At 60.9% G+C, this 13,933-nt stretch carries 13 protein-coding genes; 5 read left to right on the top strand and 8 right to left on the bottom strand.

Features of this window, described 5'->3' with window-relative positions; translation table 11 throughout:
- Nucleotides 1-9: 9 nt before the first annotated feature.
- From AC13RM_RS19625 to AC13RM_RS19615, 3 genes are all read right to left on the bottom strand, one after another.
- The gene (locus tag AC13RM_RS19625) at nt 10-888 is read right to left on the bottom strand and encodes an aldo/keto reductase family oxidoreductase (protein ID WP_113232132.1); all 879 of its coding nucleotides are present in this window, start codon (nt 886-888) and stop codon (nt 10-12) included.
- Nucleotides 889-1,014: 126 nt separating this feature from the next.
- On the bottom strand, nt 1,015-1,884 hold the full coding sequence (locus AC13RM_RS19620) for a DUF937 domain-containing protein (RefSeq protein ID WP_113232131.1): 870 nt from the start codon (nt 1,882-1,884) through the stop codon (nt 1,015-1,017).
- Between the two features lie 135 nt (nt 1,885-2,019).
- On the bottom strand, nt 2,020-3,393 hold the full coding sequence (locus tag AC13RM_RS19615) for a glutamate--cysteine ligase (protein ID WP_113232130.1): 1,374 nt from the start codon (nt 3,391-3,393) through the stop codon (nt 2,020-2,022).
- Nucleotides 3,394-3,636: 243 nt separating this feature from the next.
- Between AC13RM_RS19615 and AC13RM_RS19610 the strand changes: the two genes are divergently transcribed.
- Nucleotides 3,637-4,251 (top strand): LysE family translocator, encoded by a 615-nt coding sequence (locus tag AC13RM_RS19610; protein WP_113232129.1) that lies wholly within the window; start codon nt 3,637-3,639, stop codon nt 4,249-4,251.
- A 4-nt stretch (nt 4,252-4,255) separates the two neighbouring features.
- Here AC13RM_RS19610 and AC13RM_RS19605 read toward each other — a convergent pair whose 3' ends face one another.
- The 3 genes from AC13RM_RS19605 to AC13RM_RS19595 form a co-directional block, all read right to left on the bottom strand.
- A complete protein-coding gene (locus tag AC13RM_RS19605; protein ID WP_113232128.1) occupies nt 4,256-4,993 on the bottom strand; it encodes a 16S rRNA (uracil(1498)-N(3))-methyltransferase in 738 nt (245 codons plus the stop codon).
- A gap of 70 nt (nt 4,994-5,063) precedes the next feature.
- Nucleotides 5,064-6,599 (bottom strand): inorganic phosphate transporter, encoded by a 1,536-nt coding sequence (locus AC13RM_RS19600; RefSeq protein ID WP_113232127.1) that lies wholly within the window; start codon nt 6,597-6,599, stop codon nt 5,064-5,066.
- A gap of 96 nt (nt 6,600-6,695) precedes the next feature.
- Nucleotides 6,696-7,154 (bottom strand): NUDIX hydrolase, encoded by a 459-nt coding sequence (locus AC13RM_RS19595; RefSeq protein ID WP_374820124.1) that lies wholly within the window; start codon nt 7,152-7,154, stop codon nt 6,696-6,698.
- Nucleotides 7,155-7,456: 302 nt separating this feature from the next.
- Between AC13RM_RS19595 and AC13RM_RS19590 the strand changes: the two genes are divergently transcribed.
- Together AC13RM_RS19590 and AC13RM_RS19585 are read left to right on the top strand one after the other, a co-directional pair.
- Nucleotides 7,457-8,365 (top strand): LysR substrate-binding domain-containing protein, encoded by a 909-nt coding sequence (locus AC13RM_RS19590; protein WP_113232125.1) that lies wholly within the window; start codon nt 7,457-7,459, stop codon nt 8,363-8,365.
- A 127-nt stretch (nt 8,366-8,492) separates the two neighbouring features.
- The gene (locus tag AC13RM_RS19585; RefSeq protein WP_488555434.1) at nt 8,493-9,656 is read left to right on the top strand and encodes an adenosylhomocysteinase; all 1,164 of its coding nucleotides are present in this window, start codon (nt 8,493-8,495) and stop codon (nt 9,654-9,656) included.
- A gap of 3 nt (nt 9,657-9,659) precedes the next feature.
- On the opposite strand, the gene AC13RM_RS19580 is transcribed toward AC13RM_RS19585, so the two are convergent.
- Together AC13RM_RS19580 and AC13RM_RS19575 are read right to left on the bottom strand one after the other, a co-directional pair.
- Nucleotides 9,660-10,223, bottom strand: coding sequence for an O-acetyl-ADP-ribose deacetylase (locus AC13RM_RS19580; RefSeq protein ID WP_374820128.1), 564 nt, complete (start codon nt 10,221-10,223; stop codon nt 9,660-9,662).
- Nucleotides 10,224-10,254: 31 nt separating this feature from the next.
- Entirely contained in the window at nt 10,255-11,151 is an 897-nt protein-coding gene (locus AC13RM_RS19575; RefSeq protein WP_374820130.1) for a LysR family transcriptional regulator, read from the bottom strand.
- A 118-nt stretch (nt 11,152-11,269) separates the two neighbouring features.
- On the opposite strand from AC13RM_RS19575, the gene AC13RM_RS19570 reads away from it, so the two are divergent.
- Nucleotides 11,270-12,709, top strand: coding sequence for an FAD-binding oxidoreductase (locus AC13RM_RS19570; RefSeq protein ID WP_374820132.1), 1,440 nt, complete (start codon nt 11,270-11,272; stop codon nt 12,707-12,709).
- Nucleotides 12,706-13,905 (top strand): FAD-binding protein, encoded by a 1,200-nt coding sequence (locus AC13RM_RS19565; protein WP_440479001.1) that lies wholly within the window; start codon nt 12,706-12,708, stop codon nt 13,903-13,905. The genes AC13RM_RS19570 and AC13RM_RS19565 overlap by 4 nt, the downstream gene beginning before the upstream one ends.
- Nucleotides 13,906-13,933 lie beyond the last annotated feature (28 nt).

Raw genomic sequence — 13,933 nt, 5'->3', positions numbered from 1 at the left:
CGGGTAGCGTCAGGTGCGGCTGGCGCTGGCGATGCGATCGAGTTCGGCGATCGCATCCTCCGGCAGCTTGAGTTCAGCGGCCGCAATATTCTGCTTGAGATGCGCAAGCGACGACGTGCCCGGGATGAGCAGGATATTTGGCGCGCGCTGCAGCAGCCAGGCAAGCGCCACCTGCATGGGCGTCGCATTCAGCCGGGCAGCGACATCGGAAAGCGCCGAGGATTGCAGCGGCGTGAAGCCGCCGAGCGGAAAAAAAGGCACATAGGCGATGCCGTCGCTATTAAGATCGTCGATTAGTGCGTCATCCGCGCGCTGCGCCAGATTGTAGAGGTTCTGCACGCAGACGATCTCGGTAATCCCGCGCCCTTCGGCGATCTGGTTTCGCGTGACGTTGCTAAGCCCGATATGACGTACCAGACCCAGCCGCTTGAGCTCCGCAAGGGCGGTCAGTGGCGCCTCGATCGAACCCTCGGTCGGGTGATGCGGATTGATCATGATACGGAGGTTGACGACATCGAGCACGTCGAGTCCCAGGTTGCGCAGATTGTCATGAACCGCCTGCGTCAGCTCCTCGCGCGAAAAGGCCGGCAGCCAGGAAGCATCCGCGCCGCGCCGCGCGCCGATTTTGGTTACGATGACAAGATCGTCGCGATAGGGATGGAGTGCTTCCCGGATCAGCTGGTTGGTTACATGCGGACCGTAGAAGTCGCTGGTGTCGATGTGGTCGACGCCGGAGGCGATGGCTTCGCGCAGGACTGCAAGCGCGGTGTCATGGTCCTTCGGCGGGCCGAACACGCCGGGGCCTGCAAGCTGCATGGCGCCGTAGCCGAGCCGTTTGACCTTGTGGTCCCCGAGGGCGAAGCTTCCGGATTGATCGATGCTGGACATGGCTATCTCCTTTTCACAATGAAAGAAGAAATAGGCGCAGTCGCAGTGTGTGATAATCGGGCGCAATCCGCACGGCCTGTACGGAATTACGAACAGTGGATGGAACGGAATAAGACTACTCGAGCGTCACTTCTGTTTCGGCGCCGGCTTGTCCCCACTCTGCATGTAGCTGTCGAAGATCGCTTCCATGTTCTTTTGGTAATTCTTCTGCACTTCGAGGCCGCTGTCGAACATGGCGTTGAACATCTCGGTATAGGCCGCCATGTCGATGCCGGCGGCAGGCTTGGTCTTCGGCTCTTCCTTCGGCGGCTCTGCCGGCATCGGGAAGTTCTTCATCATGTCCTGGAACGCTTTGGCAAAGGGATTGTCGAGGAAAGGATTGGTCGGCGCCGGCTTCTCGCGCTTGACCGCATCGGCACCGAACATCAGCTCCATCGCCTGGGTGAAGGGATTGTCGAAGATGCTTGCCTGCGGCGTGGGCTGTTGTTTGGGCGCAAAGCCGATGCTCTGCAGCCAGCCCTGCATCATCTCGCCCATATCGGTGTTGAGGAAGGGATTGGCCATTTGTGGGATCTGGCCGCTGGTTTCCTTGAACAGGCCGCCCATCAGCGTATCGGCCATGGCGGGCAACATGCGCTTGTAGATTTCCTGACCGATGCCGGTCATCTGCGCGGCCTGTGCGGCAATCGCACGCGACACGTCCTTCGAACCGAACAGTCGTCCGAGCACCGCATTGCCGTCGGCAACGCCCTCGGGCGTAAAGGCCCTGGTCATGTCTTCGAAATATTTGGCGTAGTTGCCGGAGCTGATGTCCTGCATCACGCCCATGAAATTATAGGGATCGGTGGCGCTGCGCTTAAAGCCGGAGGAAAAGGCCGGCATCAGCGCGGCCATCGCTTTCGTCGCCTGCTCCTGCGCCAGATTGAACTGCTTGGCCATGGCCTCCGTGGCGGCGCCATTCTGTGCCTGCATCATCATGTCGAAGAGTGGCAGCATCGAAGTCCCTTTCCCCGCTATGAGGCCGCTTCGGAATCACGCGGCGCTTGCTTGCAGCAGTATAGCGGGAAAAAAGGGTGCGCCTACCGGTTTCTGTTCCGGCTTGACCGGCTAATGACAGCAGCCAATCGCCTATCAGTACTGATATTCCTCGAAGATCGGCTCGACCGACTGGTTCCAGCGGCCATTGTAGAGCATCAGCAGATCGTCAGCGAGCGTGCCCTTCTTGGCAAGCACCTCGTCGAGCGGCGAAAGGAAGACGGTTTCGTCCTGGCCGTCGCCATTCAAGCGATTGCGGTTCTTCAGGCCAAGGCGGGAAATGCCGATCACTTCGCGTGCAATATCAAGCAGACCGTGGCCCTTGATGGAAGCCTTCAGGCCCTGTGCCGGAACGACATCGCGCAGTGCGTTGACCTCCTGGAAGTTCCAGTCCTTGGTCAGCTCGTCGGCGGCCGTCAGCGCCTCATCGTCATAGAGCAGGCCAACCCAGAAGGCCGGCAACGCACAGATGCGGCGCCACGGGCCACCATCTGCGCCGCGCATTTCGAGGAAGCGCTTGAGGCGAACATCCGGGAAGAGGGTGGAGAGATGGTTCGTCCAATCGCCCATCGTCGGTTGCCAATCGGTGATTTCGCCCTTCAGCGCTCCATCCATGAACTGACGGAAAGTGACATGGGTACAGTCGTGATAACGGCCGTCGCGAACGACGAAATACATGGGAACGTCGAGCGCCCACTTCACATAGTCTTCGAAGCCGAAATCGTCGCGGAAGGTGAAGTCGAGCAGGCCCCCGCGGCGGTTGTCGGTATCTTTCCAGATTTCGCCACGCCAGGAGGAAAGCCCGTTCGGCTTGCCCTCGGTGAAGGGAGAGGAGGCGAAAAGCGCCGTTGCCAGCGACTGCAGCTTCATCGAAACGCGCATCTTGCGGCGCATGTCGGCTTCCGACGAGAAGTCGAGGTTCACCTGGATCGTGCACGTGCGGTACATCATGTCGAGACCCATGGTGCCGACCTTCGGCATGTAGCGGGTCATGATATCGTAGCGCGATTTCGGCATGCGCGGCGTTTCGGCAAGGGTCCACTTCGGGCTGCCGCCGACACCGAGGAAACGGATGCCCATCGGTTCGGCGATCTCGCGCACCGCCGCCAGATGATTGTTGGATTCCTTGCAGGTCTGGTGGATAGTTTCGAGCGGCGCGCCGGAAAGCTCGAACTGACCGCCCGGCTCGATCGAGATCGCGCCCATGCCTGTGGGTTCGCCTAGCCCGATGATGTTGTCGCCGTCCATGATCGGATCCCAGCCGCACTTTGCCTGCAGCCCCTTCAAGAGCGCGGAAATGCTGGCCTCACCAAAATAGGGGACTGGGCTGTTGTCGGCGCGGAAGAACACGAATTTCTCGTGCTCGGTGCCGATGCGGAATTTCTCCTTCGGCTTGTTGCCGGCAGCCAGATAGGCTGTCATTTCCGAGACCGAGGAGAGCGGGGTCTGGTCGGTGGTGTCGCGCGCCATGGTATTACCTTAGATCTCGGAGAAGAACCCGCGCCAGCCGCAGGTCAATAGGAGGGTGATTGACGCGGATTGACGTACGGCGCAAGTGAATTTCTTTCAAGGGTCGTTCAAAAAAATAGGATTTTATGTCTCGCAAGTGCATCACGCCAGTGGCAGGCACAAGCATATTTGCACAAGCGTTCAAGACGCCTCTCTATTCACGCCGCTAGTTTTGCTTCCATTGACATCAAGCGGAGCATATCGATGAACGGTCCCAATGCCCTTTACTATTCCATACTGACACTGCTGCTTGCTTCGGTGGTCATCATGGGCAGCCCAGGCCCGTCCACGATCAGCGCGACAGCAATGGGCGCCGCTTATGGTTTCAGGCGGTCGCTCGCTTACGTCTCCGGTCTCATCGCAGGCACCGTGTCGGTTTTGCTAGCCGTCGCCGCCGGCGTCGTTGCGATCCTGCTGTCCGTGCCGCACGGCGCATTGCTGCTGACGGTGGTTTCCGCCGTCTATATCCTCTATCTCGCCTTCAAGATCGCCACGGCGCCGCCGCTGTCCCGCCGCGACGATCAGGTCGTGGCGCCTGCCTTTTCCGGCGGGTTCCTGCTTGCCGTCGCCAATCCCAAGGCCTACCTGGCGATCGCCGCCGTCTTTGCCGGCGTCAGCCTGTTTCAGGATCAGAGGCTGCTCGACGCTACCGCCAAGATTGCGCTGCTGACGGTCATGATCGTCGCCATCCATATGGTGTGGCTTCTCGTCGGCGCTTCGCTGTCCCGTTTTCTTCAAGATCCGAATATCTCGCGGATCGTCAACATCTCGCTCGCAATCCTGCTGGTCGTTGCGACCGTCGTCGCCGTCTTGGAGTAAAGGGTCAGTTCCAGTCGCCGATTGCGGCTTGGATTACCGCCATGGCGGCAACGGCGGCCGTATCGGCGCGCAGGATGCGCGGCCCGAGCGGAATGGCGGTGACGAAATCGAGGCTGCGCAGGAGGGCACGCTCCTCTTCCGAAAAGCCGCCTTCGGGGCCGACCAGCAGCGCCAGATGTTTCTCCTTCACTTTGGTCAGCAACGGCAGCGGATTCTGGCCGGCATCGCCCTCGTCGCAGTAGATGATGCGGCGCTCTCGCGGCCAGCTTGCCAGCAGATCGGTAAGCTTCACCGGCTCGGCGACGTCGGGAATGCCGAGAATGCCGCATTGCTCGGCAGCCTCGATGACGTTGGCCCTGACCTTGTCGAGATTGGTGATCTTCCCTTGCACATGCTGTGTCATGACCGGCTGCAGCAGGCCGGCACCCATCTCCACCGCCTTTTGAACGAGGTAGTCGAGGCGCCCAACCTTCAGCGGCGCGAAGAGATAATGCAAATCGGACGGGGCAGGCTGCGGCCGCGTTTCCTCCAGCGGCGTCAGCAGAATGCGCTTACGTGTCGGGAAGGAAACGCCGGCTTTCCACTCGCCGTCGCGGCCGTTGAAGATCAGGAGTTCGGCGCCATCCTCCATGCGCAGCACGTTGGCGAGATAGTTGAACTGGTCATGGTCCGCCTCGATGGGTGCACCTGCCTTGATGTTTGATGTCACAAACAGCCGCTGCATGCGGAAATTGGCGCGCATGGATGATCCCCGGAATTGCTTAGAATAATGAGATAGAGCGGTTCGATGACCCGGTGGGAACCGAACCGCTCTAAATGAAGAGCGCGACCATAACCCAATAAACGATGGCGGCAAGCAGGGCTGCGACCGGCACGGTGATCGCCCATGCGGCGATGATGGTCATGAAATGCGAGCGGCGCACGAGCCGGCGGCGATGAACCTCATCGGGATTGCGCTCATCGGTGGCTTCCGGCTCGCTCCAGGGTATGCCCGCCGCCTCGGCCTTCTTGCGCATATAGTCAAATCGCCGCCTGGAACGGACGGTTGACCACTCGCGAAAGAAGCCGACGCCGAAGACTGCGCCAACGGTAATGTGGGTCGAACTCACCGGGAAACCGAACCAGGCGGCCACGATGACGGTGAGGGCCGCGGACACGGCGACGCAATAGGCCCGCATCGGATTGAGTTTGGTGATCTGCTCGCCGAGAAGACGAATGAGCCGTGGCCCGTAGAGCAGAACGCCGACGGAAATGCCGCAGCCGCCGATCATGACCACCCAGAAGGGAGCCTTTTGGGTCGTCGTTTCAGCGAGGACGTTCAGCGAACCGCCAAGTCCGATATCGCGGACGATCGCGGCCAGCGGCCCGATGGCGTTGGCAACGTCGTTGGCGCCATGCGCGAAGGACATCAGGGCTGCCGAACAGATCAGCGGCAGGCGGAAAAGCTTGCGCAGCGAGCTGTTCTTGTTTTCAAGCCCGACCGACTGCGCCTTGACCAGCGGCCGCGCGCCTAACCAGGCGATGATGCCGACCCCGAGGCCGATCGCCAGATTGACGATATTGGGTATCGTGCCTTTAGGTTCGAGCTGGACCACGAGATAGCCCGAAAAGGCACCGGCCATCAGTCCGATCAGGATGGGAATCCAGTATCTGGCGGCGGCAATCTTGTCATCGCGATAGATGATGCAGGTCTCAATGAAGTAGAGGATGCCGGCGGCGATGGTGCCGCCGAGAAAGGGTGTTACAACCCAGCCTGCGGAAATGGCTGCCAGCGTGTTCCAGTTCACCAGTTCCGGGCCGACTGCGGCTGCACCTGCGCCGACAACGGCGCCGACGATCGTATGCGTGGTCGAAACGGGCGCCTTCCGCCAGGTGGCGAAATTGATCCAGAGCGCTGCTGCGAGAAGGGCTGCCATCATCAGCCAGGCAAGCTTGCCGACACTGATGATGCGGTTGGTATCGACGATATGGGTCGAGATCGTGTTGATGACCGGGCCACCGGCGATCGTCGCCCCGAGAATCTCGAAAATAGCCGCCATGACGAGGGCTTGCGTCATGGTGATCGCACGCGCACCGACGGCGGCGCCGACATTGTTCGCAACGTCCTTGGCGCCGATATTCATGGCCATGTAGCCTGCAAGCGCCACCGCAGCAAAGATAAGGGTCGCCCCCGGCTGGTCGAGCACGTAGATACCGGCAAAGACCATGGCGAGGCCGAGAAAGATCAGGCCGATGCCCGGCGCCACCAGACGCCTCGTGACGTGATGGGTCGCGTCCTCGACATAGGTGAATTTGTCGAGGTCCTTGTCGAGCGTCCTTTTTACAGGTGTGGCCGGTCGGTCGGGCATGCAATTCTCTGGGTCAAAACTCTCGTATTGCGCTGACCGATGAGGCGCGCAATATCCGCCATGCACACTGGCACAGTTTTTTGTGACGAATGTGGCTTATTTCGCCTGGATTGCAGGGGGAGCTGCCGTCATCCGCTGCGCGAAGGCAAGAATGAGGTCGTGCAGCTCCGGTTCGCGAACACGTTCGGCGGCTTCCTCGAAGGAGACCCACTCCATGGAGCGCTCACCCTTTTCCTTGAAGTTCTTGACAAGTTCACTGACCTCGAGGGCGTAGACCTGCACCCTGCATGGCACCTGAATGCCGTCCTTCAACACCTTGTCGTAGCCGAACGAGCCGAGCGGCTCGGTTTCCACCACGCCACGCACGCCTGCCTCTTCATAGGCTTCGCGGGCAGCGACCTCGTGGGAGAGCTTGCCCGGCATCGGCCATCCCTTGGGGATGACCCAGCGACCGGTGTCGCGGCTGGTCAGCAACAACATCTCAAAATGACCGGTTTTCTTTTTCACCCGATAACAAAGCGCAGCATATTGCTGTCGCGGCGGACGCCGAAACATGAGTTGCACATCATTTGCTATGCGGCTGAGAAAGGCCAATTGTCGGTTCACCTTTGAGAGTTGGAGTGAAGGCTGGAATCTATATTATCATGGTGTGGAAAAAATTTGCGCGCCATATAAGGCTATATGGTATTTCCCCACAAAATTATTGAGTGCTGCATAGATAAAAATGCGAGGATTTGTCTTCTGATATTCGCCGGCGATTGTGCTGAAAGCGACATTCAACAGCATTTTCGTGCCGCAGATGGCGCAATTGCTTGGATGTGGCTGCTATCGTTTTGGAAAGAGAGAAAAAATTTATTATGTCCGGACGCACCCCGCCTCGACGCCTGCCGCCTTTGAACGCGCTGCGTGCCTTCGATGCGGTGGCGCGCTGCGGTAGCATTTTGAAGGCGGCTGATGAGCTTGGCGTCGTGCGCGGGGCTATCAGGCAGCAGCTGAACCTGCTGGAGGCACATTTTGGCGTACCCCTGTTCGACCGGGAGAATGGCCGGCTGGTGCTGACAGCGAAGGGCCGGGCATTCGCCGATTCCGTTGGCGTCGCCTTTGGCATCCTGACGCGGGCCTCCGCCGAACTTTCCGGCGGCGAACGGCGGTCGATCCGGCTCGGCGTTCCCTCGGCCTTTGCCGTCTGGTGGCTGATGCCGCGCCTCGCCGCGCTTCAGACGGTCCTTCAGGATATCGATATCGATATCGTGCCGATGGCAATCGTTGAGCCGCTTGCCAAGCGCCCCGACCTGGAAGCGGTCATCATGGGGGGCGAATACCGGCCGATGCGCGATATCACGGCCATTCGTTTCATGGAGGATGAGTTCGGTCCCGTCACAACGCCAGATATCGCCGATCGTCTCGGGCTTGCCAATAGGGTTTCGGCACTTGCCGGAGCCATCGGCCTTGCCAGCCGTTCCGCCCCGAGCCTGTGGGAGGATTGGTTTGCCGAAAGCGGTCGCGCCCCCATCCGTTTTGCCGGCAATCGCGAATTCGAAGACCTGCTGCTCGCGATCGGCGCCGCCCGCTCGGGCCTCGGGGTTGCCATCGCGCCACGCGCCGCCGTCGGTGAGGATATCGATCGTGGTACTCTGGTTGCTCCCTTCGGCTTCATCCGTAGGCCGGCAGGCTACAGCCTCAGCATTCGCAGCAGCGATGTGAAGGACCCGGCGTTGGTACGAATGGCGGATTGGCTAAGCGAGGCAGGGGCCGAACCGGCTTAGCAAAACATCAAAACGAAGCGCATCGACATGGCAGATTCTCTGCCATGCAGCGCATTGCAATGTCCATCGACACCTCCTTTGCGATCATGCCAGATCGCGGCATCGAACCAGCCGGCAGGAGCGTGTCATGGATCAGTCTTCTTCTCTTTCGCGTGTCGACTGGGTGGCGCGCAGTTGCCGTCTGCTGGCCGCTACGGCAGCGGAATTTCGTAACACAAAACCCTTTGCCGGCCTCACCATCGGCACCGGCATTCACCTCGAGCCGAAGACGGTTGCGCTGCTGATGACGCTGCGTGCTGGCGGCGCCGATCTCGTCTGCACCGGCAATCTCAACAGCACCCAGCCGGAAACGGTGGACTATCTGCGCGCTCAGGGCATCAAGGTCTTTGCGACGCAGACCCGCGACGCAGAGGAGCATGGTGCAAGCCTCGATGCGATCCTGGCGGAAAAGCCGGACCTGCTGCTCGACAATGGCGGCGATCTCTTCGCTCGCGCGGCCGACAGGCCCTATGCCAACCTGCTCGGCGGCACGGAGGAAACCACATCCGGCCGCACTCGGCTGATGCCGATGCGCGACAAGCTCAACATGCCGATCCTCGTCATCAACGACAGCCCGATCAAGCAGTTCGCCGAAAACCGGCATGCCGTCGGGCAAAGTCTGTTCGAGAGCTATCTGCGCTTCACCAACCGTTCCACCAATGGCAAACATGTGACCGTCTTCGGCTACGGCGCTTGTGGCAAGGGCACGGCGGCGTGCTTCCGCAACGCATTCGCCGCCGTTAGCGTCGTCGATATCGATCCGGTGATCACACTCGAAGCTCATCTCGATGGCTTCACAACGCCGCTGCGTGAATTAGCGATCCGCTCTGCCGATGTGTTGATCACTGTGACGGGCTATCCGAACATCATCACGGTTGCCGATCTGCCCTCGATCAAGGATGGCGCGATCCTGATGAATGGCGGCCACTTTCCGCATGAGATCGATGTCGAAGGCTTCCGCGACAGTCCCGATGTCGTCGGCGTCGATCGCTACGAAGCTGAGCAGATCGAGACCGTCCGCATTCGAGATGGCCGTGCCTTCCACATTCTCGGCGGCGGTCACATGGCTAATCTGGCCGGTCCGCGCCCGCTGGGGAATACTGTCGAATCCATGGATCTCGGCTTTGCCCTGCAGGCGCGATGCCTGGAGAGGGTCGCCAAGGGCAGCCTCGGCAAGGAGGCCTGCGTCATCCCCGTTCCCACGGACATCGATGCGCTGGTCGCCTCCGCCTATCTCGATCTGGCGCGATAGGCATCAGGCTCCGGACAGCGCCTGCGGCAGCAATCGGACGTAGAGTGCGGCCATCTCGTCGCCGAAGCAGCAGAAGATGATTTCATCGAAGGCGCCATCCTTGCTTTCGGCAAGGGTAGTGCGGATCGCGATCCTCGCCGCCTGCTCGGCGGGAAAGCGATAGACGCCGGTGGAAATGGCAGGAAAGGCGATGGTCTTCAGATCGTGTTGCCGGGCAAGGTTGAGGCTGTTGCGATAGCAGTCGGCAAGCAGCTCTTCTTCGCCATGGTTTCCGCCATTCCAGACGGGGCCAACCGTATGGATTACATGTTTTGCCGGCAGGCGATATCCGCCCGTTATCTTTGCCTGCCCGGTCTTGCAACCATTCAGCGTCCGGCATTCCGCCAGGAGATCCGGCCCGGCGGCGCGATGGATTGCCCCGTCCACGCCACCGCCGCCGAGCAGGCTGCTATTGGCCGCATTGACGATCGCATCGACCTTGAGCGTCGTGATATCGCCAAGCGTCACGGTGAAGCGGGTCTTCGAATTCGGAGCGAGATCGGAACGGATGGTCTCAAGTGCGGACATGATGACGGTCTCCTCAAGCCTCCAGGTGGCTCTATCGCTCCCAATAGGGAACAGGGCCGTAAAGTTCCGCGAGAAAATCGATGAAGACGCGCACTTTCGCCGGCAGGAACTGCCGGCTGGGGTAAACGGCCGACAGTGTCACATTGTGCGATCCTTCATAGGCCGGCAGCACCTGAACGAGGCGGCCGTCCCGCAATTCCCCCCCGATATCCCAGGTCGAGCGCAGCGCAATGCCGAGGCCGGCAATGACGGCTTCGCGCACGACTTCGCTGGAATTGGTAATGAGCCTGCCTTCCGGCCGAAAGATCAGGCTGCCTTTCGGCCCCTCCAACCGCCACGGATCGAGATTGTGCGCGGGCAGGCAGATATGCCGGCGCAGATCGTCGATATCCTCGGGCATGCCATGAGCATCGATATAGGCAGGGGAGGCACAGAGCACGCGGCGTACGGGGGCCAGCCTGCGCGCGACGAGACTGGAATCCGTCAGTTCGGCAATGCGGATGGCAAGATCGAAGCCGCCGCCGACGATATCCACGAATTCGTCGCTGAGCACGAGGTTGAGTGCCAGTTCGGGATGGGCCTGCATGAAGGATTTCAGATGCGGCGCGATATGCAGCCGGCCGAAGGATGTCGGGGCCGAGATTTTCAGCGTGCCGTGCATCTGCGAGGAGCGTCCGGCAATATAGGCTTCCGCCTCTTCCAGCCTGGCGAGAATGGCGAGCACGCGGTCGTAGAAGCCCTGGCCCGCTTCCGTCAGCGAAATCTGCCGCGTCGTGCGCTGCAGGAGCCGTGTGCCGAGCCTGTCTTCCAGGCGTTTGATGCGCTTGGAAATGACGGCCGGCGAAAAACCGAGAGCACGGCCCGTCAGCGACATGCTGCCGGTCGCAACGACGCTGGCGAAGATTTCGAGATCCCCTAAATTGGTCATGCAGAATTATTTCCTGTTTTGGAATAAGTGCTTATCATTTGCTCCAAACTTGGGAAAGCGCTAAGCCTGTAATGCGCTAAAAGGGGCTGTATCCGACGGGATGCAGGAGGAGGACGGCATGGCCGAGGCCATTTCATTTCTGGAGCCGCGTGCGGATGTTCTGGCGCGCCGCAGCGCGATCGTTGCCGATCTCGCCGATCTCCTGGCTCCCGAATGTTTGATCCACGAGGCGCGTGAGCTCGTGCCCTTCGAAACCGACGCCTTCGTGTCCTATCGCCGTCTGCCGCTTGCCGTCGCCCTGCCGCGCTCGACGGCGGAAGTCGCGGCCGTCATGAAATATTGCCATCGCTACGGCATTCCCGTCGTGCCGCGCGGCGCCGGCACGTCGCTTTCCGGCGGCGCGATACCGCAGGAGGATGCCGTCGTTCTCGGCCTCTCCAAGATGAACCGCATCCTCGATATCGATTATGCCAATCGCACCGCGACCGTGCAGGCGGGGGTGACGAACCTCCATGTTTCGGAAAGCGTCTCGGCCGATGGCTTCTTCTATGCGCCCGACCCGAGTTCGCAGCTTGCCTGCACCATCGGCGGCAATATCGGCATGAATTCCGGCGGCGCCCATTGTCTGAAATACGGCGTCACGACCAACAATCTCCTCGGCGTCAAGCTGGTGCTGACCGACGGCACCGTCATCGATCTTGGCGGCAAGCCACTCGATGCGGCGGGCTACGATCTGCTTGGCCTCGTCTGCGGCTCGGAAGGCCAGCTCGGCATCGTCACCGAGGCAACGGTGCGGCTCATCGCCAAGCCGGAAGGCGCCCGGCCGGTGCTCTTCGGTTTCGACAGTTCCGAGGAGGCGGGCGCCTGCGTCGCCGATGTCATCGCTGCCGGCATCGTGCCTGTCGCGATCGAATTCATGGACAAGCCGGCAATCGAGATCTGCGAAGCCTTCGCCAAGGCCGGTTACCCCCTTGATGTCGAGGCTCTGCTGATCATCGAAGTCGAAGGCTCCGAGGCGGAAATGGACGATATGCTCGCTAGCATCGTTGCCATCGCCCGCACTCACAAGGTCAAGACGGTGCGCGAATGCCAGTCGGCGACGGAAGCGGCCTTGATCTGGAAAGGCCGGAAGTCGGCCTTCGGCGCGACGGGCCGCATTGCCGATTACATCTGCATGGACGGCACTGTGCCGCTTAGTCAGCTCTCTTATGTGCTGAAGAAGACAGGCGAGATCGTCGACGGTTACGGTCTGCGTGTCGCCAATGTCTTCCATGCCGGCGATGGCAACATGCATCCACTGATCCTCTTCAATGCCAATGACCCTGACGAGGCAGCCAAGGCGGAAGCAGCCGGCAACGATATCCTGCGCCTCTGCGTCGATGCCGGCGGTTGTCTCACCGGCGAGCATGGCGTCGGCATCGAAAAACGCGACCTGATGCGCCACCAATATGCCGATGTCGATCTCGCCCAGATGATGTCGGTGCGCGCGGCCTTCGATCCCGGCTGGATCCTCAATCCTTCCAAAGTCTTCCCGCTCGACGGACGCAACGCCGCATGACCGAGTTTCATCCGAGAACCGAGGAGGAAGCCGCCTCCATCATTGGCGATCATACGGCACGCGGCGCAGCTCTGGCGATCGTCGGCGGCAACACGCGATCCGGCTTCGGCAATGCGGTCGCGTCGGAAGCGGTGCTCTCGTCACGTGGCCTGACCGGCATCGTCGCCTACAATCCGGGTGAGATGGTGATGACGGCCCGCACCGGCACGCCGGCTGCGGAGATCGAGGCGGCTCTTGCCGAGGCTGGTCAGATGATGGCCTTCGAGCCGATGGATCATAGGCCGCTGATGGCAACCGAAGGTGAGCCGACGATCGGCGGCATTTTCGCAGCCAATGTCTCCGGCCCGCGCCGTTTCGTCAGTGGTGCGGCGCGCGATAGCCTGCTCGGCGTCCGTTTCGTCAATGGCAAGGGCGAGATCGTCAAGGCCGGGGGGAGGGTGATGAAGAATGTCACCGGTCTCGATCTGGTCAAGCTGATGGCCGGCTCACACGGTACGCTCGGCCTTCTGACCGAAGTAACGTTCCGTGTGCCGCCGAAGCCGAAGACCGAGGAGACGATTGTCCTCTCCGGTCTCAACGATGCCGAAGCTGCCAATGCGATGGCCGCCGCCATGGCCCTGCCGCTCGAAGTATCGGGCGCCGCCCATCTACCGCTAACGGTCGCCTGGTCCTTTCTCAACGGCAAGCTGCCGCAAGGCGAGGCGACGGTGTTGCGCATCGAAGGTCTTCCCCGCTCCGTCGCAGTCCGGGGTGAAAAGCTCGGGGCTGCCATGGGCCGGCTCGGATCGGTGAAGCGTCTCGAGGAGGAGGACAGCCGCAGGCTCTGGCGCGAAATCCGCAATGTAAAGCCCTATGCGGATGGGACGATGCGCCCGATCTGGCGGGTGTCCGTCGCCCCCAGCATGGGCCATCAGCTCGTTGCGGCTCTTCGCCTGGAAGAAGGCGTAGATGCCTATTACGATTGGCAGGGTGGTCTTGTCTGGATGCGCATGGAAGCAGAACCCGAAGGCAACATGCTGAGGCGCTATATTCATGCGCTCGGCGGCGGGCATGCGACCTTGATGCGAGCCACCCCGGCTCACCGCGCAATGACATCGGCCTTCCAGCCGCAACCTGAAGCAGTGGCGCTGCTTTCGGCGCGCGTGAAGGAAAAATTCGATCCGGCGGGGATTTTCAATCCGGGGAAGATGGGGTGATGGAGATCGATTCTTTGGTGCGCCACCC

It is taken from the genome of Martinezella sp. CNPSo 3732 (assembly GCF_057784515.1).
Note: the sequence above shows the minus strand (reverse complement) of the source record. Positions and strands in the feature narration are given on the sequence as shown.